This is a genomic window from Pseudacidobacterium ailaaui (genome assembly GCF_000688455.1).
GTDB classification, from domain to species: domain Bacteria; phylum Acidobacteriota; class Terriglobia; order Terriglobales; family Acidobacteriaceae; genus Pseudacidobacterium; species Pseudacidobacterium ailaaui.
Genome location: NZ_JIAL01000001.1, coordinates 2,132,046 through 2,157,367, shown reverse-complemented (window position 1 = coordinate 2,157,367; position 25,322 = coordinate 2,132,046). Strand labels below are relative to the sequence as shown.

At 58.5% G+C, this 25,322-nt stretch carries 24 protein-coding genes, 1 other RNA gene and 1 pseudogene; 13 read left to right on the top strand and 13 right to left on the bottom strand.

Translation table 11 applies throughout. The features are described 5' to 3' along the window. Positions 1 to 15 precede the first annotated feature (15 nt). Positions 16 to 276, bottom strand: coding sequence for a hypothetical protein (locus N655_RS0109580; RefSeq protein ID WP_026442815.1), 261 nt, complete (start codon positions 274 to 276; stop codon positions 16 to 18). Between the two features lie 51 nt (positions 277 to 327). Here N655_RS0109580 and pyrH point away from each other — a divergent pair, with 51 nt between their 5' ends. The 3 genes from pyrH to N655_RS0109565 all read left to right on the top strand — a co-directional run bounded on the left by pyrH (position 328) and on the right by N655_RS0109565 (position 4,171). Further along, the gene (gene pyrH, locus N655_RS0109575; RefSeq protein WP_026442814.1) at positions 328 to 1,029 is read left to right on the top strand and encodes a UMP kinase; all 702 of its coding nucleotides are present in this window, start codon (positions 328 to 330) and stop codon (positions 1,027 to 1,029) included. 44 nt (positions 1,030 to 1,073) lie between these two features. Next, positions 1,074 to 2,210 (top strand): acyltransferase family protein, encoded by a 1,137-nt coding sequence (locus N655_RS0109570; protein WP_044934361.1) that lies wholly within the window; start codon positions 1,074 to 1,076, stop codon positions 2,208 to 2,210. A 77-nt stretch (positions 2,211 to 2,287) separates the two neighbouring features. Next, positions 2,288 to 4,171, top strand: a complete 1,884-nt coding sequence (locus tag N655_RS0109565) for an APC family permease (protein ID WP_026442812.1) — start codon at positions 2,288 to 2,290, stop codon at positions 4,169 to 4,171. A gap of 18 nt (positions 4,172 to 4,189) precedes the next feature. Here the strand turns inward: N655_RS0109565 and N655_RS18230 are convergent, their stop codons facing one another. After that, a complete protein-coding gene (locus N655_RS18230; RefSeq protein WP_049961357.1) occupies positions 4,190 to 5,653 on the bottom strand; it encodes a TolC family protein in 1,464 nt (487 codons plus the stop codon). Between the two features lie 253 nt (positions 5,654 to 5,906). Between N655_RS18230 and N655_RS0109555 the strand changes: the two genes are divergently transcribed. The 6 genes and pseudogenes from N655_RS0109555 to N655_RS0109535 all read left to right on the top strand — a co-directional run bounded on the left by N655_RS0109555 (position 5,907) and on the right by N655_RS0109535 (position 10,284). Then, a complete protein-coding gene (locus N655_RS0109555; RefSeq protein WP_026442811.1) occupies positions 5,907 to 6,488 on the top strand; it encodes a hypothetical protein in 582 nt (193 codons plus the stop codon). A 52-nt stretch (positions 6,489 to 6,540) separates the two neighbouring features. Beyond that, a pseudogene (locus N655_RS21190) lies at positions 6,541 to 6,612 on the top strand (zinc-ribbon domain-containing protein); the annotation flags it as partial. A 5-nt stretch (positions 6,613 to 6,617) separates the two neighbouring features. After that, positions 6,618 to 7,208 carry a hypothetical protein gene (locus N655_RS0109550; protein WP_026442810.1) on the top strand — a complete coding sequence of 197 codons (591 nt, stop codon included), beginning with the start codon at positions 6,618 to 6,620 and terminating at the stop codon, positions 7,206 to 7,208. A gap of 68 nt (positions 7,209 to 7,276) precedes the next feature. Then, the gene (gene pyrR, locus N655_RS0109545) at positions 7,277 to 7,852 is read left to right on the top strand and encodes a bifunctional pyr operon transcriptional regulator/uracil phosphoribosyltransferase PyrR (RefSeq protein WP_026442809.1); all 576 of its coding nucleotides are present in this window, start codon (positions 7,277 to 7,279) and stop codon (positions 7,850 to 7,852) included. Between the two features lie 111 nt (positions 7,853 to 7,963). Continuing rightward, entirely contained in the window at positions 7,964 to 8,995 is a 1,032-nt protein-coding gene (locus N655_RS0109540; RefSeq protein ID WP_081823658.1) for an aspartate carbamoyltransferase catalytic subunit, read from the top strand. Then, positions 8,992 to 10,284, top strand: coding sequence for a dihydroorotase (locus N655_RS0109535; protein WP_026442807.1), 1,293 nt, complete (start codon positions 8,992 to 8,994; stop codon positions 10,282 to 10,284). Before N655_RS0109540 ends, N655_RS0109535 begins: the two co-directional genes overlap by 4 nt. A gap of 62 nt (positions 10,285 to 10,346) precedes the next feature. Here N655_RS0109535 and N655_RS0109530 read toward each other — a convergent pair whose 3' ends face one another. The 5 genes from N655_RS0109530 to N655_RS21035 all read right to left on the bottom strand — a co-directional run bounded on the left by N655_RS0109530 (position 10,347) and on the right by N655_RS21035 (position 17,426). Further along, complete coding sequence (locus N655_RS0109530) at positions 10,347 to 12,533, bottom strand: phenylalanine--tRNA ligase subunit beta (RefSeq protein WP_026442806.1); 2,187 nt, start codon at positions 12,531 to 12,533, stop codon at positions 10,347 to 10,349. A 278-nt stretch (positions 12,534 to 12,811) separates the two neighbouring features. Next, positions 12,812 to 13,915 (bottom strand): phenylalanine--tRNA ligase subunit alpha, encoded by a 1,104-nt coding sequence (gene pheS, locus N655_RS0109525; protein WP_026442805.1) that lies wholly within the window; start codon positions 13,913 to 13,915, stop codon positions 12,812 to 12,814. Positions 13,916 to 14,068: 153 nt separating this feature from the next. After that, a complete protein-coding gene (gene tdh / locus N655_RS0109520; RefSeq protein ID WP_026442804.1) occupies positions 14,069 to 15,115 on the bottom strand; it encodes an L-threonine 3-dehydrogenase in 1,047 nt (348 codons plus the stop codon). 36 nt (positions 15,116 to 15,151) lie between these two features. Then, positions 15,152 to 16,126 (bottom strand): tRNA (adenosine(37)-N6)-dimethylallyltransferase MiaA, encoded by a 975-nt coding sequence (gene miaA, locus N655_RS18225; protein ID WP_349509508.1) that lies wholly within the window; start codon positions 16,124 to 16,126, stop codon positions 15,152 to 15,154. Between the two features lie 199 nt (positions 16,127 to 16,325). Next, positions 16,326 to 17,426: an energy transducer TonB family protein gene (locus N655_RS21035; protein ID WP_026442803.1), complete on the bottom strand. Its 1,101-nt coding sequence runs from the start codon at positions 17,424 to 17,426 to the stop codon at positions 16,326 to 16,328. Positions 17,427 to 17,565: 139 nt separating this feature from the next. Between N655_RS21035 and N655_RS0109500 the strand changes: the two genes are divergently transcribed. Together N655_RS0109500 and N655_RS0109495 are read left to right on the top strand one after the other, a co-directional pair. Beyond that, positions 17,566 to 18,075 carry a MogA/MoaB family molybdenum cofactor biosynthesis protein gene (locus N655_RS0109500; protein WP_026442802.1) on the top strand — a complete coding sequence of 170 codons (510 nt, stop codon included), beginning with the start codon at positions 17,566 to 17,568 and terminating at the stop codon, positions 18,073 to 18,075. Next, a complete protein-coding gene (locus tag N655_RS0109495; protein WP_044934357.1) occupies positions 18,072 to 18,698 on the top strand; it encodes a YqaA family protein in 627 nt (208 codons plus the stop codon). Before N655_RS0109500 ends, N655_RS0109495 begins: the two co-directional genes overlap by 4 nt. A 5-nt stretch (positions 18,699 to 18,703) precedes the next feature. Here N655_RS0109495 and N655_RS0109490 read toward each other — a convergent pair whose 3' ends face one another. Further along, positions 18,704 to 19,228, bottom strand: coding sequence for a 5' nucleotidase, NT5C type (locus N655_RS0109490; RefSeq protein ID WP_026442800.1), 525 nt, complete (start codon positions 19,226 to 19,228; stop codon positions 18,704 to 18,706). Beyond that, positions 19,225 to 19,983 carry a zinc ribbon domain-containing protein gene (locus tag N655_RS18220; RefSeq protein WP_044934355.1) on the bottom strand — a complete coding sequence of 253 codons (759 nt, stop codon included), beginning with the start codon at positions 19,981 to 19,983 and terminating at the stop codon, positions 19,225 to 19,227. Before N655_RS18220 ends, N655_RS0109490 begins: the two co-directional genes overlap by 4 nt. Before the next feature lie 169 nt (positions 19,984 to 20,152). Between N655_RS18220 and N655_RS0109480 the strand changes: the two genes are divergently transcribed. Next, positions 20,153 to 21,085, top strand: coding sequence for a lipo-invert putative C-terminal anchoring domain-containing protein (locus N655_RS0109480; RefSeq protein ID WP_081823657.1), 933 nt, complete (start codon positions 20,153 to 20,155; stop codon positions 21,083 to 21,085). Positions 21,086 to 21,163: 78 nt separating this feature from the next. On the opposite strand, the gene fabD is transcribed toward N655_RS0109480, so the two are convergent. Next, a complete protein-coding gene (gene fabD, locus N655_RS0109475; protein WP_026442798.1) occupies positions 21,164 to 22,111 on the bottom strand; it encodes an ACP S-malonyltransferase in 948 nt (315 codons plus the stop codon). Between the two features lie 125 nt (positions 22,112 to 22,236). Further along, an RNA gene (rnpB, locus tag N655_RS20040) (RNase P RNA component class A) lies at positions 22,237 to 22,682 on the bottom strand. Between the two features lie 188 nt (positions 22,683 to 22,870). Between rnpB and N655_RS0109465 the strand changes: the two genes are divergently transcribed. After that, the gene (locus tag N655_RS0109465; RefSeq protein WP_044934352.1) at positions 22,871 to 24,100 is read left to right on the top strand and encodes an MFS transporter; all 1,230 of its coding nucleotides are present in this window, start codon (positions 22,871 to 22,873) and stop codon (positions 24,098 to 24,100) included. Here N655_RS0109465 and N655_RS0109460 read toward each other — a convergent pair. Both N655_RS0109460 and N655_RS0109455 read right to left on the bottom strand, forming a co-directional pair. Then, positions 24,097 to 24,561, bottom strand: coding sequence for a glucosaminidase domain-containing protein (locus N655_RS0109460; protein ID WP_044934350.1), 465 nt, complete (start codon positions 24,559 to 24,561; stop codon positions 24,097 to 24,099). The two genes, N655_RS0109465 and N655_RS0109460, sit on opposite strands and share 4 nt — an antisense overlap. Before the next feature lie 373 nt (positions 24,562 to 24,934). After that, entirely contained in the window at positions 24,935 to 25,288 is a 354-nt protein-coding gene (locus N655_RS0109455) for a response regulator (RefSeq protein WP_026442794.1), read from the bottom strand. Positions 25,289 to 25,322: the final 34 nt, after the last annotated feature.

Here is a 25,322-nt window from a genome sequence, read left to right as displayed (position 1 = left end):
TGTGCACGGTGGTATTTACTGCTGCTGGATGCTGGTATAACCGGCACCGGCAACACCAGCGGGTTCTTCGAGACCTATGACCTGAGTAAAATAGGCTGAGTCTGGATGGCTTGCCGGGGTATATCCTGAAGGGGTAGTGACATTGACCGGGCGAGGCAAGGTATCGCCGGCAACGCGTGCGCCGATGAGCACGTATCCATCCGAATCATTGCCGCCGAAAGCGGTAATGATATAGCCTGCGCGATGCCGCCAGAAGGGCCCGGGGCGTTCCGTCATCTTGTACAGCCGCTTCGCTCCATTCCCTACCCCATGCGATACTCAAAGAGAATGTACAAGCGCGTGGTTTTGAAGCTCTCAGGAGAAGCGCTGGCCGCCGGACGCGGCTTTGGCGTGGACGGAAGCCGTATCCATGAAATTGCGGGCGAGATCGCTGAAGTACGCCAGATGGGCGTCGACGTCGGCATCGTCGTGGGCGGCGGCAACTTCTTCCGTGGCGTGGACCAGGCCAGGGACATGGACCGCGTCTCGGCCGACCACATGGGGATGCTGGCCACGGTCATTAATGCACTGGCCATTCAGGATGCCCTTGAGAAGAAGGGTGTCCATGCGCGCGTCATGTCTGCCATTGAGATGCCCCAGGTCTGCGAGCCATATATCCGCCGCCGCGCCATCCGGCACCTCGAAAAGGGCCGGGTAGTGATTTTCGCTGCAGGAACAGGAAATCCATACTTTTCCACAGATACTGCGGCCTCCCTGCGCGCCATGGAGATCAAGGCCGACGTCTTATTAAAAGCGACCAAGGTCGAGGGCATCTATGATGCTGACCCGGTCATCAAAACCGATGCAGTGAAATTTGAGCAGATTACGTACATGGAAATTCTGCGGCTGGGGTTAAAAGTAATGGACACCACCGCGGTAAGCCTGTGCAAAGACAACAATTTGCCCATGATTATCTTCAACCTCAACCAGCCGGGAAACATCCGCCGCGTGATTTGCGGGGAGAAAGTCGGCTCACTGGTGACTGCCTGAGCGCACAACCGCACATCGCGGAAACGCGGGCTGCGGTGCTGGAAATGCCCGAAGCCAGGACCCAACCATCTTTTTCCTCAGAAAAGCCCTCCAGAAAAATCAGCAAGCCGAGGCTGCCAGCACTCTCCGGCCTGAGGGCCTTTGCCGCACTGAATATCGTTTTTTTTCACTTCTCCAACCCAAAATGGTTTGGTCCATTTGCGCCGATTGTGGACAACGGCTACACCTCGGTGAGTTTCTTTCTGTTGATGTCCGGGTTCATCCTCGCCTACAACTACAGTGATCGGGCACAGCAGGGACAGTTCCAGGCAAAGCACTTCTGGCTGGCGCGGCTCTCGCGTTTATATCCTGTCTACCTTTTCGCTCTCCTGGTGTCGGTGGGAATGCTGGTGGAGGAATGGCATGTGCGGACGCGGGGCGAGTTCACCCTTGGCGCGGCACTCACACCTTTCCTTCTGCAGGGGTGGGTCCCGAAGCTGGCAACGTTCTGGAACACTCCGGCATGGACCATGTGTACAGAAGCGTTCTTCTATCTCATCTTTCCCGCAGTGGTTGTCTGGCGCAGGCCAAAGCACTGGCGCGGCCTCTTAGGAATGTTGGCGCTTTTATGGATGGCGGGGATGCTGCTGCCGGCACTCTACACAATTTTCCACCCGGATGGTCCGCACCCCGGCCGCTACACCGATGGTTTTTGGATCCGGGCCCTCAAATTCTCTCCTCCGCCACATGTCCCATCGTTTTTGTTTGGAATCGTATTGGCGGACGTGGATGCGCTCATTGCGCGTGACTCGCGGGCCCGTCTGTGGCTTGGTCTGGTTGGAATCGCCGGATTGTATGCCGTCCTTTATTACGGCGACCACATGCCCTATGCCATGATGCATGACGGCCTATTGATGCCGCTCTTTGCTCTGGCCATCCTCGGTTTGGCGGGAACAAATTTCCTGGCCCGCTTCTTTGGTTTCGCCCCATTTGTTGCCGTAGGACAGGCGAGCTACTGCCTTTACATCCTGCATTTCAATCTGTGGGAGATCATCCACAAATCCAATGTCCTCAGAAATACGCACATGGAGATGTTTGATCCCTGGATCAGCTATCTGCTCCTGATTGCAGCGGCCCTTTTGACGATGAAATTCATCGAGCGACCAGCACAGTCATGGATCCGGCGCAGAATTCCGGCCTGAACCAGCATCTCATGTGCTGAGAGCATCATGCTTTTCTCTCAATCTTTCTTTCAAACGGATACGATAGTTTCGTCTTTATGAGGACCTTTGACCTTCTTTTTGGACGCCCTCTGGCAACCTCAGAAGAACGCGCGGAACAAATTGGCCCCGCGGCCGGAATCCCGATCTTCGGGCTGGACGCGCTCAGCTCGGCAGCTTATGGACCCGAAGCGGCGCTCACCTTGCTGATTCCTTTGGGAGTGGCCGGCGTGCACTATATCGTTCCGGTCAGCCTCGCCATTATTGCGCTGCTGATCATTGTGTATTTCTCCTACCGGCAGACGATCGAGGCCTATCCTCAGGGCGGCGGGTCTTATACCGTTGCTACAGAAAACCTGGGAGAAAGCGCCGGCCTGCTCGCCGCAGCGGCCCTGATGATTGACTACATTCTGACCGCAGCCGTAGGCATTTCTGCCGGAGTCGGCGCCCTGGTGTCCGCGGTCCCCAGCCTGCAACCGCATATACTGGCGCTCTGCCTTGGTATCCTCGCCCTGCTGACGATCATCAATCTTCGTGGAGTCCGGGACACGGGTGTTGCCTTTATGCTGCCCACCTGCGCCTTCGTTCTCACTCTGCTGGCTGTGATCGTCCTCGGTGGCATTCATGCGCTGGCCCAGGGGGGGCATCCCCGCCCTGTGGTCGCGCCTCCCCGGCTACCTCAAGCCACGGCCTCTCTGACTCTCTGGCTCCTTCTGAAGGTCTTCTCCAGCGGCTGTACTGCAATGACCGGGGTGGAGGCGGTAAGCAATGGCGTCATGGCTTTCCGTAATCCGCGCACAAAAAACGCAAAGCTCACACTCACCATCATCATCGCATTGCTGATTCTCCTTCTGGCCGGCATCGCGCTGCTTTGCCGGGCCTATGGCATCGGGGCCACACCTCCAGCGGGCCCGGGATATCAAAGCGTGCTGTCTCAACTGACGGCCGCCGTGGCGGGCAAAGGTGTCTTTTATTACGTGACCATCGGTTCGATCCTGCTGGTCCTGGCCCTTTCCGCCAACACGGCTTTTGCAGATTTCCCACGCCTGGCGCGGGCCATTGCCCTGCGAAATTATCTCCCCCATGTCTTCATCCTGCGTGGGCGCAGACTGCTCTATTCGCATGGAGTGATCGCCCTGGTTTTCTTCACCGCCGCGCTCCTGGTTCTGTTTGGAGGAGTCACAGACCGGCTGATCCCCTTGTATGCCATTGGCGCATTTCTGGCCTTTACTCTCTCTCAGGCAGGAATGGTCATGCACTGGCGCAGGCAGGGCCATGCAAAAGGACGCATGATCGTCAACGGTATCGGGGCAGCCGCAACCGGTCTTACCCTCTTGGTAGTGCTGGTAGCAAAGTTCGCCGAGGGAGCGTGGGTCACCGCCCTTCTCGTGCCTTTGTTGATTCTCATCATGCGTGCCGTGCACAGACATTACCTGCGCGTGCAACAGGAAACAGCCGAACCCGGCAGCCTGGTGGTTGAGGGGCTACGCCCTCCACGCGTCATTCTTCCGGTAGACAAATGGAACCGCATCAGCGAAAAAGGCCTGCGCTTCGCGCTGATGATGTCGCCAGAGGTAGAAGTGGTGCACGTGGATTGTGGCGATGACGAAGACAGTATCTGCGAGGTCTGGAATGATAAGGTTTTGAAGCCGGTCCAACAGGCGGGACTCCCGGCCCCTGAACTGATTACCATCAAGTCCCCCTATCGCTTTTTTGTCCAGCCCCTGGTCGAACATGTGCTTGCCCAGGAAAAGAAATATCCTGACCGTCAGATTGCAGTCCTGGTGCCGGAACTGGTGGTACAGCACTGGTGGGAAAACCTGCTCCATAACCAGCGCGCCAACTTGCTCAAGCTGATCCTGCTGGTAAAGGGCAATCAGAGGATTATCGTGATTAACATTCCGTGGTATTTGAAAAAATCCGTCCAGGAATCCGGCTCCTGAACCAAGCCACCAAACCATTCAGGGGCGTTTGATACCTGCCGGCGCCCCGCCCTGCAGATAGGCCTTATACTGCGTGTCGATGATGCCAAGATTACGGGCCAGCCCCAGCTTGGCCAGATTAAACTGTCGCACACTGTCTACGTATTGTGCCTGGGCCTGCGCAAGAGTGGCCTGTGCATCTACGACGGGTAGGCTGTCATCCACCCCGGCCTGAAAACGGTCCATTGTCTGCTGCAGCGCCGTCGTGGCCAGATCAACATTGCTGCGGGCCACACGCACCAGATCGGCCGTGGACTGAAGGTCCAGCAGGCTGTCGCGTAACTGCTGGTCAATCTTGTTGCGCAGGTCCGCAAGCTGGGAGCGGATACTGCTCAGCTGCGCTTCGGTCAGGTCGCGGTCTCCTCGGAATTTCGCCTCCTGAAAGACCGGTATATTGAGTGAAGCCACAGCGGCGAAGGTCCCGTGATAAGGGCCGCCAGAAATACCAGTCACACCATAGTTCCCGTTAAAGCTCAGCGTAGGAAATCGTTCATGGGTTGCCGCCTTGCGCTCCATTTCAGCAAAACGCAGTTGCTGCAGAAGCGACTGATAGTCCTGACGGCTGGCATAGGCTTCTCGTTTTGCCTCTTCGATGCTGATGACATCCAGCTCAGAGAATGGAGAGGCTTCCGTCAGCTGGATTTTTTGTCGCGGGTCCATGCCAATTTCCCGCTTCAAAGCAATTTCATCTTTTTCCAGTCTGTTCTCAGCGGCCGTCACGCTCTGCTGCTGGGTCTGGTACTGTACGCGGGCACGCAACTCATCCAGATTGGCTGCAGTTCCCGCTTTGTGCTCTTCCACTGCGTGATAAAGGAGCGTTTCACTGGAACGGAGCAGCGATTTTGCATAGTCAAGCTGGGCCTGGTCCGCCAGCACCTGAAGATAGGCCGTTCCCACATGGAGCACAACCAGCCCGCGCGAGGACTGCGCATTGTAATAAGCCGAACGGGCGCTGGCCTTTGCTGCCTGATACAGGTCCCACCCTGCCCAGTTGAAAAGCGTCTGGGAAAGATTAGCCTGCCCCTGCGTGATGTCCACTTTCACGATGAACGGAAAATTGACCGCTTCAGAGGAAGGCACCAATGCGGCAAAAGAAGACAGAAGGCCAGGACGGAACCCCTGGGCTTGCAGATTAAACTGGTGAATACCGGTTCCACCATTCACAGAAATGTTAGGCAGCAGGACATTCAGCGTTTGTGCGGTCTGCGCCTCAGCCGCCTTCTGGCTCTCGCGTGCCAGCGTTAAAGCCAGATTGTTCTCGATCCCCATCCGAATGGCATCGTCAAGTGAAAGCTGCCTCGTCTCTGGGGTGTAGGGAACAGACTGGACGCTCCCGTAGTAAGGGTTGGCTGCAGAGCTGTACGGATTGCTCTGGGCAACAAGTCCTGGAATCGCGGAACAAAACAGCCACATCCCCCAGGCAATCCGCTTTCGATGGCGCATTACGATAAAAATCCTTTGAATGCAGTCTCTTGGCTTCTCTTTTAGATTACGCAGTGCGGCTTAGGTTGCCAAAATTCTCTGCATTTCCTCTCCACATGCTCCCGGCGGGCGCAGCCACCCTAAGGCCTTAAGAGACTGGAACCACGGTCCTCTCCACAAAACCTGCACTGAAAGTAGTGCACTCATGCCTTCCCGGGAACATCACCTGTATCCACAGCGTATCTTCAATCATTGAGGAGAAAGAAGAGGTCGCATGAAAAAGCGGGCCCTGTCTGCTTTGGCCATGGCGGTAGTCGCTGCAACCGGATGCCGCGTTCAAGTGGACAAAACGAAAAACGGTGAAGACAAAACGGTAAAGATTGAAACGCCGGTTGGCGGCCTGCATGTTCGTACCAATGAAATCACGGCGGCCGATGTCGGCTTGCCGGTTTATCCAGGGGCCGAGGCAGTATCGGATTCCGAGAATAACTCTGCTGATGTGCAAATGGGTTTTGGAAAATGGCAGCTGCGCGTGAAAGCCGTGCCCTATCAAACGCCCGATGCCCAGGACAAAGTACTGGCCTATTATCGCAAGGCCCTGGGGCGCTTCGGTGACGTGATCGAGTGCAAGGGAGACTCTCCGGTAGGCACGCCGATTGCCACGCGCGACGGACTCACATGCCGCGGACACGGCCAGGAAGGCATTCACCACAGCGAAAGTGGGCTAAGCCTCCGCGCCGGGTCCAAAAACCACCAGCACATCGTGGACCTGGAAGAACAGGGCGGCAAAACCCGATTCACACTTGTGGAGCTGGAACTTCCCGAGAACGAAGAGGGCACGGCGCAGAGCCAGTAAGTTTTCCTCCTCCACATTGCCATTCCCTCGGCCAGTGCGATAGGGTCGAATTATGGATCCGGTCTGTCACCGATGTGGCAATGCCATCAGCTCCACTGAAATTTTCTGCCCGCATTGCGGGGCCCCCAGTTGCGCCTGGAGATTGGAGAAGAACAGCCGGTTTACCGTACGCAAATGGCAGGCATCCCTGCCCGCGCCACCCAAAACATTGAATGGCGGCCGGCAGTGCAGGCCGCTCTGATGCTGGCGCTTCCTGTCGGCCTGCTCAGCTCTCTTTGGGATTTCGGGATCCTCTGGCTGCTGGCCGGAGGCTTTTGCACCGTTGCACTGTACCGCAAAAAAACCATGGATGCAATGAACAGCGGTACGGGTTGGCGGATTGGTATGTTGACCGGACTGCTTTCCGCGTTCAGCGCAAGCCTGATTGACGGGGTTGGCATGGTACTGGAGCGTTATGGTTTGCACCACGGAGCACGCATTGACCAGCGCCTGAACACCATGACCCAGCAGATGACCGAGCAGATGGCCCGCCAGAACCCTGACGCAGCCCAGCAGATTCCCTGGTTTCTGCACTTTTGGCTCTCTCCCGACGGACACGCCGCCATGGTGTTGATGATGTCTTCGTTTGCCGCAATCATGATGATTGCCTTCTCTGCCATAGGAGGAGTGCTGGGTGCGCGCATGATGGGGGCGCGGCAGCGGTTGTCCCCAAATGAATGATTGGCCGCCGCGCGCAGCCCTCTCTTGCTCCACATGGCCGCTTCTGCGTATCATCGGCAAGAGCCCCTATGTCAGGACCACAAACAAGCCAAACACCCGTGCTGCGGGAGAAGGGCCGTATCCTGTCCGCGTCTGAAATCGAACGGACTCTGGTGCGGCTTGCCCACGAAATCATCGAAAAGAACAACGGGAGTGAAAACCTCGGTCTGGTTGGCGTCAAGCGCCGCGGCGTCCCGCTGGCCCAGCGCCTGGGTACGCTCATTGGCCAAATTGAAAAACAGCCGGTCGATGTGGGCGTACTCGATATCAGCTTCTACCGCGACGACCTTTCCACCAAAGATGTCCGGCCCGTGGTGAATCCAGGGGACCTTGGTTTTGACGTTAACGGACGCAATGTGGTGCTGGTGGACGACGTGCTTTATACCGGCCGCACCGTGCGGGCCGCAATGGATGCCCTCTTTGACCACGGTCGCCCGCGCCGGGTCCAGCTCCTGGTGCTGATTGACCGCGGGCACCGCGAGCTTCCGATTGAAGCCAGCTTCGTCGGCAGGACCATCCAGACTACGGACCGCGAAATTGTGGAAGTGAAGCTGCGCGAAGTGGACAATGACGAGCAGGTGGTGCTGGTGGAACGCCTGGACTAAAACGGTCCACGGTGTCGTCTCCTGTCAGGACCTTCGGCTCTTCCGCTTGAAGGACCGAGGGGTCTTCCGTAATGTGCAGCCAAGATCTCTTAAAGTTTCTGATTGCAACTCATGCCGAAATCAAAAGCGACGCCGCGCAAGACACCTCTGCCTGACCAGGAACAAAACACTTCCCATCACCCGGGCTCCCTTCTTTCTGTTACGGACCTGCCCCTTGAAGAGGTCAGCAGCATCCTGAAGCTCGCCTCTGTTCTTGAAAAAGAGGACCCCTCCAAGCGGATGCAGCGGCTTTTCAAACGTCGCGTCTCTTTGCTGTTTTACGAGTCGAGTACCCGCACGCGCACCTCCTTTGAGCTGGCGGCCAAACAGCTTGGAGCGGACACCGTTCTGGTCAGTGCACTTTCTTCGAGCATTGAAAAGGGCGAATCGCTCAAAGATACCGGCATCACCCTGCGGGCGCTTGGGGCCGAATGCATTATCCTGCGGCATCCCAACTCCGGCGCGCCCTATGTGCTCTCGCGCGCCACCGGATTGCCTGTTCTGAATGCAGGAGACGGAATGCATGAGCACCCCTCGCAGGCGCTCCTTGACCTGCGAACCATTCTGGCCCATCTCCCCCATCTCCTTGGTGCAAAGGCCTCTGGTCCGCTTTCTCCCGCTACGCTGAAGGGCCTGACGGTCACCATCTGCGGAGACATCTTTCATAGCCGGGTGGCCCGCTCCAATATGCTTCTGCTGCCGCGCCTGGGAGCACATGTGGTCCTCTGCGGTCCATCGGCCCTCCTTCCGGACACTGCTGCCGCGGCCGGTCCGGGCATCTCCATTGAGCGTGATTTTGAAAAAGCGCTAAAACAGTCGCAGGTGGTCATGATGCTGCGCATCCAGGCCGAGCGGCTGGCTGGACTGAACCTCGACCTTGAAGAATACAAGCTGCGCTATCAGGCAGATTCCGGGCGCATGGCTGCCTATGCTCCGAAAGCACTCATCCTGCACCCCGGTCCCATCATCCGCGGACTCGAAATTACAAGCGAAGTGGCCGATGGCCCGCAGTCCGCGATCGCCGAACAGGTGCGGAACGGGGTCGCCATCCGCATGGCGCTGCTGGTGCGCGCGCTCACAAGCAAAGGAAAAGCATCGCGATGAAACCAATTCTCATCCGTGGAGGCCATCTGATTGATCCCTCTTCGGGCGTGGACTCCCCGCGCGACCTTCTGCTGAAGGATGGCCGCGTGGCCGCCGTAGAAGCTCCGGGCAAGCTGAAACAGGAAGGCGCAGAGATCATCTCTGCCAAAGGGCTGACGGTTGCGCCCGGACTCGTCGACATTCACGTCCATTTGCGCGAACCAGGGCAGGGATATAAGGAGACCATCGCTTCAGGCACCACGGCGGCAGCCGCCGGTGGCTTCACCAGCGTCTGCGCCATGCCCAACACGACGCCCGTAAATGACTCGCCGGAAATCACCCGCTGGATGCAGGCCCCCGAACGCGGTGCCCAGATTCGCGTCTTCCCCATCGCAGCCGCTACACGCGGAAGCATGGGCGAGGCCCTGACCGAATATGGTGCACTCAAGGGGGCGGGCGCTGTGGCCGTAACCGATGACGGCAAACCAATTCTTGGTGACTCCATCATGCGCCAGGCACTTGCAGCTGCCGCACGCGCTGGACTGCCCGTCATCCAGCATGCCGAAGACACCCGCATGACCGGAGGCTGCTCCATGAATGCCGGTGCCCTGGCGTTCCGGCTGGGGCTGCGTGGGATGCCCGCCGAGGCCGAGTTTGGCCTGGTCGAGCGCGACATTCGGCTGGTTGCGGAACTGAAGGATGCGCGGCCACACCTGCATGTTGCCCATCTTTCCACGGCCCGCGCCCTCGATGCCGTGCGCCGTGCCCGCCGCAACGGCCTGCACGTTACCTGCGAAGTCGCGCCACATCACTTTGTGCTGAATGAAGAAGCAGTCGGTGAGTACAACACGCATGCGAAGATGAATCCACCCCTGCGCTCCGAAGCTGACCGCCAGGCGATGCTCGAAGGCATCATTGAAGGCACCGTAGATGCCATAGCCACCGACCATGCTCCTCATGCTGCGCATGAGAAAGAACAGGAATTCGAGCGTGCCCCCAATGGCATCACCGGCCTTGAAACCGCCCTGGGCCTGACGATCGCTTTTCTTCACCAGAAGCACAAGCTTCCGCTCTCGCGCGTACTCGCCCTTCTGAGCACCCAACCGGCTGGCCTCCTGAACCTCAAAGGGCGCGGCAGTCTGGTTGTTGGGTCCTTTGCTGATGTGATCATCTTTGATCCAAAAAAGCAGTGGACCTTCCGCGCGTCCGATACAAAATCGAAGTCAAAAAACACACCTTTTGATGGGTGGACCCTTACAGGAAAAGTGGTTTTCACCATCAGCGAAGGCCGGATCGTCTACCGCAGCTGATCAAAAAAGGCAACACATCTTCCTGGGACAACCCCGGGGACCCGACGGGTCCCCGTTTTTCTTTACGCCCGAAGTTTTCCGCCTAATCGCTCCAGCGCCGCAATGATGCGCTGGGACCATCCCTGAAGCTCTTCTTCCTGCAAAGTACGGTCCTGCGCCTGAAAAACAGCACGCAACAGCAGTGAGAAGTGCCCTGCGGGGACGCGCTTGCCATCCTTGTCGCGCAGGATTTCCTTCGGATCAAAGCGCTGCAACTCGGAGATCTTCAATGCTGCAAGCGCATCGGCAATCTGCGCAAAAGAAACCGTATCGGCAAAAATAAAAGAAAAGTCCCGGCGGACAGCCTGGAACCGCGACAGCTCCCGCATCACAGCTTGACGCAGGCTTTGCCGGAAAAGGCGGTCCAGAGAGAACTCTCCCAGGTAGACGGTTTGCTTGAATTTGCGACGCTGCGCTTCTGCCGGATGCAGTTCGCCAAAGTAACCGACCGTGGCCCCATCGATGACGGCCCGGGCCGAGCGGCCCGGATGGAGCCATGCAGGCATGAGACCTGAGTCGGATGGGAAGCGGTCAAAGTAGAGGGACTTCGCGGCGAACTTGCCGAGCAATTCTTCCACGCTGCCTTTGACGTCATAAAAATCCAGCGCACGTGAAGACTGCTGCGGGCCTTCGAGCGGTAACCGGCCAGAGGCGCCGATGGCGAGCGCCGTTTTCTCTTCCACGCGGTCGGTCGAACCAGAAAAGACCGCCCCCATCTCAAAGAGCATTACATCTTCCACATCGCGGTTGAGATTGTGTGTAAGCATGGTAAGCATTCCCGGAACAAGCGACGGGCGCAGCATTCCGGCCTCTTCGCTCAGCGGGTTCCCCATGGGCACAGCCGAGTTGGGCTGCGGTGCAAAGATGACAGCGTCGTTTGCAGAGCAGAAGGTGCTGGAGATGGCTTCAGTCCAACCCAGCGCCAGCAAAGTGCGGCGTACGACAGACTCCTTTTCTGCCGTGGGGAGCTCGATGACAGAACCGGCAAAAGCCGGCAGCGTGTTTCGGAAGCGGTTGTATCCGTAGACGCGCGCGATTTCTTCGATGAGATCAATCTCGCGTTCCAGATCAAGGCGCCAGCTCGGGAGCACGACCTGGTATTCGGCAGGTGAAGGCACCGACCCGATGGAGATTGCGCGTGATGGATCGAGGTTTTGCACGGTGGCCTGGTGTGAGGCCCCATTCTTTTCTAGCCTGCAACCGAGGCCCGTCAGAATGCTCTCTGCCATTTCAGCCGTAATGCCCTGCGGATCTTCTGTGGCACCAAGAATACGATGGGCCTCGTGCAGAGCGAAGCTGATGGCAGGACGTTTCGCGGTGCGTGCCTCAGCCTCCGCAACAATTACATCCACGAAGTCGCCTTCGATTTCACCGCCGCTTTCAAGAATGATGCGGCTGACAAGCGCCGAGGCCACGGGCGGAGCGTTGAAGTCCGCCCCGCGCTCAAAGCGGTGCGAAGCGTCTGTATGCAGAAGATGCCGCTTGGAGCTGCGCCGCACCGTCCAGGGATCAAACCATGCCGCCTCAACCAGGATGTTCTTCGTCTCGGGGGTAATCATCGTGTCCCAGCCCCCCATGACACCGGCAAGGGCCAGGGCCTTCTTCTCATCAGCCACGACCAGATCATCGGGATCGAGGGTGCGCTCGATGCCGTCCAGCGTACGCAGCTTTTCACCTTTGCGGGCACGTCGCAGGATGATTCCGCCTTCGAGCTTGTCCAGGTCAAAGGCATGGGTGGGATGGCCCATGGCCAGCGTGACATAGTTCGTCGCGTCTACCGCGTTCGAGATGAGCTTTTGCTCAAGAAGACGGAAGCGCTCGGCCACAATCCCAGTGGATTGCGTAATCTTGACGTTACGCAGCACACGCGCGGTGAAGCGACCGCAGAGCGCAGGCTCTTCAATGCAGATGGGAAATGCAGCTCCCGTGGCTCCACTTTGATCCGGCCGGGATGACAGTTCTTTGACCGCATCATCAAGCGGTTTCAGCTTCAGTCCGTAGATGGTTGCAGCCTCGCGAGCAATGCCATAGTGGTTCATCGCATCCACGCGGTTCGTAGTAATGTCCATCTCAAAGAGGGAGCCATGCGCCCCAAGATCAAACACACCTTCGACCGCGATGCCCCGTAAGGTGAGGTCGTCGGCAAGCTGGCGGTCTGAGACGGACAGTTCGGGTAGATACGAGCGAATCCAGTTGGAGAGAATCTTCATAGCGAGTCCACGAGTCTGTAAGTCAGCAATCCAGGACGCTTCTTCGTCCCGTTCTGCATCCTATCCACTTCATAACTTTGTTTTCGTAGTTCCCTTATCACCCTTGGCCTGAAGACCAGTCCAGGCCAGTTCCATTTGTATTTTCCAGCTCATACCATCTGCGGACCGGAGCGGGAACGGCCATCTGATTTCAACCTAAGAGTCACCTCTGCACGTCAGCACCAAAATGCTGACGCGGCGCACTGGCGGAAGCACCTGCAAAGCGCTGCCTCTCTGCTTCACGCAAATTGCTCCAGAAAACGTACATCTCCGGAATACAACAGGCCAATGTCGCTGATGCCGTATTTCATCATGGCAATACGATCTACACCCATGCCAAAGGCGAACCCAGAGATTTTTTTCGGGTCATAAGCAGGCTGCTTCTGCTGCACAAAGCCGAAGACCGCTGGGTCCACCATGCCGCAGCCAAGCAGCTCAATCCAACCCGAATGCTTGCACTTGCGGCAGCCTTTACCTCCGCAGAAAGGACAACTAATCTGCACATCGGCGCTGGGTTCCGTAAATGGAAAGAACGAGGGGAAGAAGCGCGTTTTTACGCTCGATCCAAAAAACTCCTTCATGGCATGGTCGAGCGTGCCTTTGAGATCGGAAAAGGTGATGTTTGTGTCGACGCACAGGCCCTCGATCTGGTGGAAGATGGGGGAGTGCGTGGCATCGGCCTCGTCGTTGCGGTGTACTTTCCCGGGAATCACGATGCGTACGGGCGGCGGCTGCTGCTCCATGGTACGAATCTGCACAGGCGAAGTATGCGTGCGCATGAGCAGCCGGTCCCGCAGCGGTTTCCGTTCCTGGCCGGCGATGACGAGCGTGTCCTGCGTGTCACGCGCTGGATGATTGGGGGGGAAATTCAGGGACTCGAAGTTGTAATAGTCCGTTTCCACCTCAGGACCTACGCCCACCGAATACCCCATGCGCTTAAAGACAGCAACCATCTCATGCATGGTCTTGATCAGCGGATGCTCGGGGCCGAGCGCGCGGCGGGTTCCGGGCAAAGTGACGTCGATCCCCTCAGCATCGAGCGCGAACCGAGCGCTGGCTCCTGAGGCACGCTCCAGGCGCTCTTCAATCTGCGCCTTGAGCTGGTTAAAGCGCTGTCCGAGGGGCTTTTTTGCCTCTACGGGCGCGGACTTAAGCCACGCATCGCTGATGAGCTTCAGCCGGCCCTGCTTACGTCCTAACCATTGCAGACGGAACTGTTCAACGCTTTCAGGAGAATTGAGCGCCTGCGCCGAAGACTCGACCTCCCGTGTCAACTCCGCAAAGGCCAGGTCCAGAGCAGCCTCACTGTAGCCGCTTAATTTTGGGATAGCATCCTGAGACATGGTTTAGTTTGAGAATAAATGATATGCAACGTACCGCGCAGATGTGGTTTGTGGCCACGACCGTAATCGGAAATTCTGCCTTTTGCCAGAGGTGCTCTCGGGCCGGTATTTTCGCTGCTCAAGGACGTAACCGTCTCGGGGAGACTTCCATACTTATGCCTTCGGGAACAGCACGATCTTGCTGGCTTCACCGCTTTTGAGCAGATCCATGCCTTTGGCGAAATCATGCATAGGTAAGCGATGCGTGATGACCGGGGAAAGGTCCAGCTTCCCGGCCTTCAGCAGCGCTTCCATCTGGTACCAGGTCTCATACATCTTGCGGCCGTTAATGCCCTGCACCACAGCGCCTTTGAAGATGACGTCGCTGGCAAAATCAAACTCTACCGGGCGAGAAGGAATCCCCAGCAGCGAGACGCGGCCTCCGGTGCGCAGGATGCGGAAGCCCAGCCGCATGGCATCTGGGTGCCCGGACATTTCCAGGACCACATCAACGCCAAGACCATTCGTCTCCTGAAGGACCACCTGATGGACATCATCGGTCGCCGGATTCAGCACTCTGGTTGCACCCATCTTTTTTGCCAGCACGCGCCGGTGCTCATTGACCTCCAGAGCGTAGACTGAAGCTGCTCCACAGGCCTGCGCCACAGCGATGGAAAACAGTCCGATGGGGCCGCAGCCCACCACAGCCACGGTCTTGGCTGCAATTTCACCGGCGAGTACGGTGTGCACGGCGTTGCCCAGTGGGTCCAGAATGGAAGCATACTCGCGGGGCAGCGAGGGGTCGAGTTTCCAGAGATTCGTCTCAGGAATTGTTACATATTCTGCAAAAGCGCCGTTCGCATCTACCCCGATGATTTTCACGTACTGACAGATGTGCGCCTGCCCGGTGCGGCATTGCAGGCACTTGCCGCAAGCCACATGCATCTCTGCTGAAACGAAATCGCCTTCCTTGACCGTCGTCACATCGCTTCCAACAGCGGCAACAATGCCGCAAAACTCATGCCCGGGGATCAGGGGAGGATGGATCCGTCCCTGCGCCCAGGGGTCCCAGTTGTAGATGTGCAGGTCCGTGCCGCAAACCGATGCCGCCTCTACCTTGACCAGAACATCGGAGGGGCCAAAAACAGGCAAAGGCACTTCGCGTACTTCAATTCCAGGCTGCGGAGCAGGCTTGACCAGCGCCTGCATCGTCTGTGGCATGGTTTCTCCTTAAGTGGTGCAAAACATCCTAGTGTATCAGTGCGACTGGCCCATGTGCGGGCCTCCGGCGTGCTGGTTGCTTCCGGCTTCTTCTATCAATTCCACGACCCTTCTCTGCACCCGCGTTTCATCTCCAAAGCCGCGCAGCCAGAAGATGTCTGGTTCGCGCCGAAACCAGGTCAATTGGCGTTTGGCATAATTGCGATGACCTTGCTGCGCCTGCGCAATGGCATCGGCTTCGCGGACTTCGTTGCGCAGAAGCGCCTTGGCCTGCTTATATCCAAGGGAGTCAAAGGGCCGCGCGTCGCCATACTTTTCGAGCAGCCTTCTTGTTTCCTCAACCAGGCCATTCTGGAACATGGCCGCTGCACGTTGATCAATCCGTCCATAGAGTCGGTCCCGGTCCGGTTCCAGACCAATGCGAACAATGCGAAATCCCTTCAGAGGGTCCCTGCCCTCCTTCCAGGCTTCAGACATCGGCTGACGGCCAGCAATGCAGACCTCGATTGCGCGTACCAGCTTCGGCGTGTCATTGGGATGGATCCGCTCGGCGGAGATGGGGTCAAGCCGCATCAGCAACTGATAGAGCCATCCGCGGCCATGCTTTTCTGCGCTGCGCCGGAGACGCTCACGCAGCGATTCCGAACGCTGCGGTCCGGCAAAAAGCCCTTCTGTGAGTGCGCGCAGATAAAAACCGGTCCCTCCGGTGACGACCGGGACACGCCCGCGGGCAATAATTTCTCTTAAAACGCGACGTGCATCGCGGCTGTAATCGCCCGCTGTGTAGTGCCCGGTGGGATCAATCACGTCAATCAGGTGATGAGGAATCCGCTCGCGGTCTGCTTTGTCCGGCTTGGCTGTACCAATCTCCATCTCGCGATAGATGGCCACCGAATCGCAACTGACAATCTCGCAGGGCAGGCGTTCCGCCAGATAGAGCGAAAGCGTGGTCTTGCCGCTGGCCGTCGGTCCGGCAAGAACAATCAGGAGTGGATCTACCAAACGTGCCACCATCCATGCGGAAAAATTGTGTGCGCCGGAGCACGCAGAAACGCGATCGCCAGCACAAGGGCCGCGATGATCAGCAGACCAAAGATCTGGCGCTTGCGGTGCTCACCAAAGAGTTCCACTTTGCCTAGATTAGCGAAAGAGACCGTCTGCAGTCAGCGTGCCTGTGGCGCAGGCAGGCAATCTGTCTGCACCGGCAAGCTCACTCGTCTCCAGGCTTGATGTTATAGAGGAAGAGGAAGCGCAGCTCCAGAAATGGCCCCTTGAATTCCTTCGGCAATGGGGGGTAGGGTGATGCACCGGTAATGCCTCCCCACGCGGCGCGGTCCAGGGCCACATCGCCCGAGGGCAGTTCCAGGACCATCTCCTTTACGCTCCCGTCCGGCATGATCTTGAAACGTATGCCGACCTTGCCCTGCTTGGAGATGGGCGGACGCGCCGATTCCGGGATGATGGGCCACCAGGAACGCTCTGTGTCGTAAATAATACGGCGGATGTAGGGGCCGAAGTCCACACCCATCGTGTCGCTAAGAATATCTACCGCTCCGTTTACCCCGGGATGCGCTGAGGGAGCATTGGCACCCATATCACCGCCTCCGCCGAGCTGGCCGGACCGGATGGCATTGCGCGCTGCCTGCTGGATGGCCTGGCCCGCAGTCATACCTCCCGTATTGAAGTTTGGCTGGGTTGGGGCCGGTTTGGGAGCAGGGGCCTCAAGCTGGGCCTGCTCGCTCTGCCGCAAAGGCTGCGCAGGCGGCGTCTGTCGGGCCTGCGGCATCGGCTGCGGCGGCGGTGAAGCCTGTGCCTGTTGTGGTGCAGGGGCCTGGGGCGTCTCTCCCGGCTTCTGTGCTGGCTGGGGAGCGGGCGGACCAGCACGCTTCATGGCCTCCAGCTCTTCCAGGGTCTTGCGGTCCAGCGTCGGATGTTTTGTCTGGGCGACGCGGTCCTTATCAGAGATCACATCAGACCGCCTGGGCTTCACCGGCTTCTGCATGTCCGGTGGCAGGTCCAGGTATGTAAGCTGCTTTTCCCGTTCCTTCAAAACAGTAAACGGATCGACTACTTTCACCTGGTGGAAAACATATTTCGGCCCATAAGCGAGGAACCAAAAGACGACCAGGTGAATAATAATGGAGACCCAGAAGACCTCCCGCAGGCGGGCACGAGCACGCTCATCCTGCAGCTCATCCATGACCTGAAGCAGCTCGTGCCGCTCAAGGTGCTCGTATTGCTGAGTTCGGCGAGTTCGTGGCGGCTCTGGGGGAGCACCAGATGGATTGGTTGGGACTTCGGTAATGGGCATTCGGAAACGGTTCAGGCCGCCGGCCGGATTTTCCTGTATCTCTTCATTCTCTCACATAGAGGGGAAAAATCTATCAGTTTGACTCAGCGCGAAGAGAAACGGTAGTGCTCGAAGGTCCTCCCGTTACAATCAGAAAAGTATGCCGAAGGCAGCCGTGATTACCGTCAGTGATTCCTGCTTTGCAGGGACCCGCCAGGACCTCTCCGGCCCGGCCGTCACCGAGCTTCTGGCAGCCCACGGATTTGTGACCGTGTGCAAGCTCACTGTTCCAGATGAGCAGCCAGCCATCGAAAACGCACTCCGGAGCTGTTGCAGCGAGGCCGAACTGGTCGTCACCACGGGAGGGACCGGAGTTGCGCCGCGGGACGTCACCCCGGAAGCCACGCAGAAAATGTGCGACCGCCTGCTGGACGGCCTTGCTGAGGTGATGCGCCTGGAAGGCCGCAAGGAGACCCCTTTTGCCGCCCTCAGCCGTGCCGTGTGCGGAATCCGGGGCCAGTCGCTCATTGTCAATCTACCGGGAAGCCCGCGCGGAGCGGCGACCTCATTGCTGGCCATACTTCCATTGCTCTCCCACGCCCTGGGCCTGCTGGCCGGAACGGAGACGCATGAAATCCCTTCCAACACAGGAAACAGTAGACCGTCTTGAAACGTCTTTCAGCCCTCTTTTTGAAATTCAGCGCCTGGCTTGTCGCCGTACTGAAGCCACTCGGATTCTGGGGAGCGGGCGTGCTGGCCCTGCTCGATTCCAGCACCATCCCCGTCCCCATGGACCTCATCATCTCCGGATATGTATGGGCCGATCCCAGGCACTTCTATCTTTACTCCATCATGGCCGCCATCGGCTCATCGATCGGCGGCCTTCTGCCCTTTTTTCTGGGGCGGGCAGGTGGTGAACTTTTCCTGCTGAAACGGGTCGACCGGCAGCGTTTTGAGCAGTTGCGCGACCGCTTTGAGAAGCAGGAATTTTTCGCCGTCTTTGTGCCTTCCATGCTCCCACCCCCCACGCCCTGGAAGCTCTTCGTCTTTGGCGCCGGCGTTTTTGAGATGCATCTGCGCGATTTCCTGGCAGCGGTGTTTCTGGGCCGACTGGTCCGTTTTACCGTGGAAGCGCTCCTGGTCATCCGCTATGGCCCGCAAATCGTCACGATGGTGCATGACCTGGCGCGTCAGCACTCGGCTGCGCTGCTCGCCCTGCTCTGCGCAGTTTTTGCTGTCCTGATTTACCTGGGACTGCGCCAGGTGAGGAAAAGACGGAAGCGGAAAGCATAAAAGATTTACAAAAGCAGCTTTTCGACCTCCAGCCAGCCATGGACACGCTGAAAGCCCGTGACCCGCAGATTATGCGGGGCAGAAAACAAAATACCTTTGCCGCGAAAGCGCAGCAACTGGCGGGGCTGGTCATCGATGAGAAAATCCGCATCCAGAATGCCCTTGTCACCGCAGAAAACAAAGTGTGTCGGGGGCAAGAAGGGGAAATAGCGGCGCAGCCAGCGGTACTTCGGGCCAAAGGAGTTCGGAAACTCCATGGCTGCGCTCGCGATAAAGACCTCGTACTTCTGCGTCAAAGCCTTCACAACACGCTGGCTGTCAGGCATGACGGGCAGGTCTTCAAAGAAATCCTCAGAGCGCAGATACGCCTCAAGCTGGGCATGCCTCTCCACAGGAACAATCTCCCATAGCCAGCGGCCCTCAAGATCGGCCTTCGAAATGGCCTCCTGGAAATCGCGGTTGTAGCGCGCCACATGCTCTGAAAGCGTATCGGCAAGCACCTCATCCATATCAATGGCGATGCGCTTCATGCTGTCGGCCCGTTCCATCGGGGCTGATCGTCCGCATACTGGCCGGCTGGGTCAGCGACCGACTCGTAATAGAGCAGGCGTCCACAACTCTCGCAATGCATGCGTGCGCCCTGCCGCACCTGGTTCCACATCTGGGGCCGAAGGAACATCTGGCATCCCAGGCAGCGCTGGTCCTTCACCTTGGCCACTGCCGTTGTGCGCGAGGCGGTGATGCGGTCGTAGTCGGCCAACAGGTCTGGCTCAAACTGGCTGCGCAGGGCCTCGCGTTCCTGTTGCAAGGCTTCCAGCCGTTGCTGTTTCTGGGTAATTTCCGCACGGGCCGATTCTTTTTCCTGCTCAATCAATGCCGTCTGCCGCTCCAGTTCCTGCTTCGCCTCCCGCAGCACCGCTTCCAGACGCTCCGACTGCTCCATACTCTCCAGTTCGGCGTCTTCCAGACGGCGAATTTCATTCTCTGCAAAGGAAATCTCATGCTGGAGAGCGTGAAACTGCTCGTTGGTCTTGACGCTGCCGGACTGCTCGCGGAATTTTGCGATTTTCTGCTGCTGGTCCTGAATGTCGCTTTCCATGCGCCGTCGCTTTGCCTCTTCGGCCTGGATGGCCCTGCCTGCTTCCTCCACGGCCGACTTCTGCACACGCAACCGTTCTTCCAGAGCGGCCAGATGCCGCGGCAAGGCAGCGATGGCCTTTTGCAACTGCGAGATTTCCAGGTCTACGTGCTGAAGATGAAAGAGCTGTTCCAGAGATGCATCCATTGTCTGACCGCAGTCTATAGTATTCCGGCGCTTCCCAGATACCGGTCATCGCCAAATTCTGCCCTCAGCGTCTAACAAATGCCGGGCTGCGGGCATCGCCGTTTTTGCGCCGCACAGATACAATTGGGTATTACAAGATTTCCGCTCAAAAGGGTAGAGAACCGGACGAATGAGTTTGCAGTCACGTAACATTTTCAGGAAGTTTCCGGCCGCCATGTTTGCTTTGCTGGCGCTTGTACTGGTGCTTCCGCACGGCCACGGTCAGACCATTGCAACACGCACCAGTCTTTCCGTAGCAAAAGATGGAGGAAAAACGACGCTTTCGGTCAAGGTCCAGGACCCGACCGGGAGCGCGGTTTCCGGCGGCACCGTTAGCTTTGTGAGCGGGACCACATCTCTGGGTTCTGTGTTTCTGAAAGAAGATGGTACGGCAGATCTGACCGTAGACGCGCCTCCTGCCAGCGTAAAGCAGATCACCGCCGTCTATTCGGGCGACAGCAGCCATGCCGCCTCCGCCTCTGCAGGAGCAAACCTGCACGCGGAAGACACGGGCACATTGCCGGATTTCTCCATAACCGCAAGCCCCACTTCCCTCTCTCTGAATCCTGGCGATTATGGCACGGTGGTCCTCACAATCACGCCGAGCAGCGCGTCCTTCACCCAGTCCGTGACGCTCTCGATCTCCGGACTGCCGAATGGTTCTTCAGCAACATTTACGCCACAGATCGTGACGCCTTTGAACGGCGCCTCCGCCCTGAGTACACTCCAGATCCAGACCTCCGCTTATTCGGGGGCCCGAAACCAGGGTCTTCCGCTGGGCGAAAGGGCTTCTCAGATCGCATATGCACTGGCCCTGCCGGGAGCGTGGCTGCTTCTGCGGCTGCGCCGCTCCGGGCTGCGGATGCTGGCGCTTCCTCTGCTTCTGCTGGTCTGCGCCTCGGGGCTTTCAGCATGTAATGCGCGCTGGGGATACCTGAACCATCCCCCAGCAGCAAATGCCGGTACTCCGGCCGGATCTTACACGCTTACGGTGACTGCTTACTCAAATAATGGCGGGCAGGTCACCACACACAACCTGCAACTTGCCCTGACCGTCAAGTAAAAACGTCTTGCTCCAAAGGCCCTGTCCGCAAGCCGCATGGGATGGGCCTTTTCCTGTTGCCATCCTCTGAGGGGGTGCTCAGGCTTCCAGAGCAGCGAGGGCCTTTTCCAGGCTTGCCGTATCTTCCACATTCAGGGCCGTCTGGCTGCGGTCTATCTGGCGTAGCAGCCCGCAGAGGACCTTCCCCGGGCCTACTTCAAGGAAATGCGTCGGCTTCTGTTCTGTCAGCAGGCGGACCGACTCGACCCAGCGCACAGAGCCGGTCACCTGGCGGACCAGCGCATCGCACAGCGGGCCAGCTTCCGTGACGAGCGCTGCATCTACGTTGGTGACAATGGGCACTTTGGGCGCAGAAAAGTTCAGACGGCGCAGGTCCTCGGCGAGGCGGTCCTGCGCGGGCTGCATGAGCGCACAGTGGAAGGGCGCGCTCACTGGAAGCATCACAGCACGCTTGGCCCCGGCCTCCTTGGCAAGAGCCGCGGCCCGCTCCACGGCAGCAACGGCGCCGGAGATGACCGTCTGCTCCGGCGAGTTCAGGTTGGCTGCCGAGACGATGGCTGCGGTCTCCCTGGCGGCCCTGGCGCAGACCTCAACGACCGCTTCTGCGCCAAGACCAAGAACTGCTGCCATGGCGCCCTGCCCGGCCGGCACGGCTTCCTGCATGTAGCGTCCGCGGTTGCGCAGAGTCTTTACTGCGTCAGCAAACGAGAGCACGCCCGCTGCAACATTGGCCGAGTACTCGCCGAGTGAATGGCCTGCGGCAAAACTTGGCAGAATACCCTTCTCAGCCAGGACGCGCTGTGCGGCAATTGAGACGGTGAAGATGGCCGGCTGTGTGAACTCGGTCAGGCGAAGCTGCTCTTCAGGCCCCTCAAAGCAGAGCTTGGAGAGCGAAAACCTCAGGGCGTCGTCGGCCTCCTCAAAGGTCTGTTTCGCGATGGCAAACTTCTCGTAAAGATCGCGACCCATGCCGACGGTCTGCGATCCTTGTCCGGGAAAAAGAAAGACCAGCTTTTTTTGGTTCATGTCAGAGGTATTTCAACTGATTCGACCGGGTTGGCGCAACTGGGCGGAGCCAAAAAGACGGCTCCAGCACAGCATACGCCTCAGCACGGGAAGGCCCTGCTCTCGGTCAGGAGAAGCAGGGCCGTATTTGCAAGCAGCCTGTAAGCCGAATTCTGTCAAGGACGGTCATTCCTCTAGGCGACGCATTGCTGCGGCGCTCAAGCGACCTACCCGGAGGTTTCCGCTCCACTTAGCGGCACATGGCCGCCAGTCTGGATGACCCTCGCTGGCGCTCCGGGCCGAAACGCCGCGCGGCGGAACGGGTCTTGCCGCGCATCCCTCCCTATTTGGTCTTGCTCCGTGTGGGGTTTACCCTGCCTTCGGCGTTACCGTCGAAGCGGTGCGCTCTTACCGCACCTTTTCACCCTTACCTGTGCCTTGCGGCGCAGGCGGTATGTTTTCTGTGGCACTGGCCGTCTTCAGGCCTTGACGCCTGAATCCCGGACGTTATCCGGCACACTGCCCTGCGGAGTTCGGACTTTCCTCTCCCGTCACGCATGTGCATGACGGCAGCGACCGCCCGGCTGCCCGCTCCATCTATTTTAGACCACACGCAATCCTGATCGACGGCAGAGGCTGGACCGTCGGCCAGCAATGGCCGTCGAGGAGACATGGTTTCGGCCGCCTTAGTTTGGGAGACCTCCGTGCGATTGATTTCTGGCCCTTCCTCCTTCTCCGCGCGCAAAAGAGAACGGGGCCTACCTGCTATCTTCATCTAGAATGCAGCGATCTCACCCCCTGCGCGCGGCCATCCTGGCTCTGCTTGTTCTGGGCGGAATCGTCAATTTTCTGGACCGCAGTGCGCTTTCTGTCGCCAATACGACGCTACGGGGAGAGCTCCATCTTTCTGCAACGCAGATCGGGGCGCTGTTTTCTGCGTTTTCTATTGCCTATGGTCTGGCACAGCTTCCGGCGGGCTGGTTGCTGGACCGCTCCGGCCCGCGGCCGGTCCTGGGCCTGAGTATGCTGTTGTGGTCGGCAGCGCAGATGGCGACCGGAACCGTCTCCGGCTTTGCGACACTGGCGGGCACCCGCATCGGGTTGGGAGCGGGCGAAGCACCGTTTCTGCCCGGAGGCGTCAAAGTCATTCGCGACTGGTATGCGGAGCCAGAGCGTGGGCTGCCGATGGGCGTCCTGAACGCTTCGACCACGCTGGGACAGGCAGTGGCCCCTCCAGTCTTGACGCTGCTTCTGTTGACTTCCGGGTGGCGCAGCATGTTCTTGGGAATCGGAGCCCTGGGGGTCGTGGTGGCGCTGGTTTGGTGGCCCGTCTATCCTGCGAAATCTCCCCAGGATGATGGCACTCGCTTTCAGGAGAGGGCTTCTCTGGCTCGGGACGTCTGGGGGCTGCTGCGACAGCGCACCCTCTGGGGAATGATGCTGGGATTCAGCGGAATCAATTACACGGCATGGCTCTATCTGACATGGGTACCGGGCTATCTTGAGGCGGCCCATCAAGTAAGCCTGAAAGCCGCGGGATGGCTGGCGGCACTGCCTTTCCTAATGGGCTCGGCCGGGATGCTGGTGAATGGAGCAGTGGCCGACACGCTGGTGGGGCGAGGGCGCGATCCCTTGCACAGCCGCAAAGGCCTGATTGTTGCAGGGATGCTCTGCTCGGCCACATGCACCCTGCTGGTCCCGCACGCGGCCACTGCTTGGGGGGCAGCGGCCGTCATCGGGATGGCGCTCTTCTTTATCCATTTTGCCGGGACGTCAGCCTGGGGACTGGTGCAGACCGCCACGCCTGCACATCTGGTAGCCAGGGTGGGGGCGGCACAGAATTTCGCAAGTTTTCTGTTTGCCTCGGCTGCGCCATGGTTGACAGGATGGCTTCTGGACAAGACCCATTCATTCCATCTCGCGCTGAAGACCTGCTCGGGGGTAACGTTTCTGGGAGCTGTGGCTTATCTGTCCCTGGTTCGCGACCGCATCCAGGCCCGCAAGGACTAAGCCTTTTGAAACACTGCCCCGTGGTGGTCATAAACCGACAGGACCTTGCCTGCCCGGTGCGGGTCCGTGGACCAGCTCTTTGAAACCTCCTGAATAAATTCCTCCCCGGTCCGGGCAGACAGCGCCGCCGCATAATGGGGCCAGCCCGAAGCGAGGGTCCGTAATCGACGCATCCGCTCTGCGAAACAGGCCTGCCAGTCAGGAAATTTCACCCAGTAAGCCTGGACAGTGCTCCATGTGCCATGAAGGTATTCCCGCGTGGGCAGAGCAATGGTTTCTGTGCCGGGAAGCGGCGGATGCGCCTGTTTCTGGCCGAAGAGGTTATTTGCCTCCGTGGCAAGAAGAGAGAGTCCCCACCCGGACTCAAGAGCGGCTTCACAAGCGGCATACTCGGGGAAGATGTGCCCGGCGGCCCTTGCAGCCTGACAGGCCTTCTGAAGAAATGCTTCCTGCATGGTCATGCTTTTCCTCCAAAAACAAAAACGGCGGGGCCTGATGGGCTCCCGCCAGCGAATCGTTCGATGATTTTTTCTAAATTCCTCTTAAGAAAAGAGTTAGCGATGATCGAATCTCCACCTCCTGGGTGCGAGGGGTCGCCTGAAACCCAATGCCGACCGAAAAACAAAAACGGCGGGGCCTGATGGCCTCTCGCCGGCGAATCGTTCGATGATTTTTTCTAAATTCCTCTTAAGAAAGAGGTTAGCGAAGCTCGCCTAACGGATTGGCAATGCAAACGAGATGGAAGGTCCCCTCTTTCGAGAAAACTCTCTCTATTTCTATTGTTTCAAAATCAGGGGTAATTCTCGGCACTTTTTCTGTTGAAATCAGAATTTTTTAACCGAGTACTGTTTTGACCCCTTCGACCAGGGCCTGAGGGTTGAATTCGCTGCGGATGATCTCGTCGGGACAGTCGCTGCTGTCTGCCACGCGATAATTGCAGACGAAAGCCACTTTCTGGTCGGGATGGATCCTGCGGACATCTTCGCAGAGTTTTTCGGCAATCGGAATGCGCCCATCCCCTTCTACATCCACGAGGACAAGGTCGAACGGGGACTGCCGGTAGAGGGATTCTGCCTCCTGCACGGAAAGGGTGGAGACGACCTGATAGCCATGCAGTTGAAGGATTTCATCGCGCAACTCGCGGATGAGGTCGCGGCTACAAACGTGCAGGATCCTGAGGGGGGCCATACTGGCGTGAGGATAGCAGAATCGTTGCTCTGTG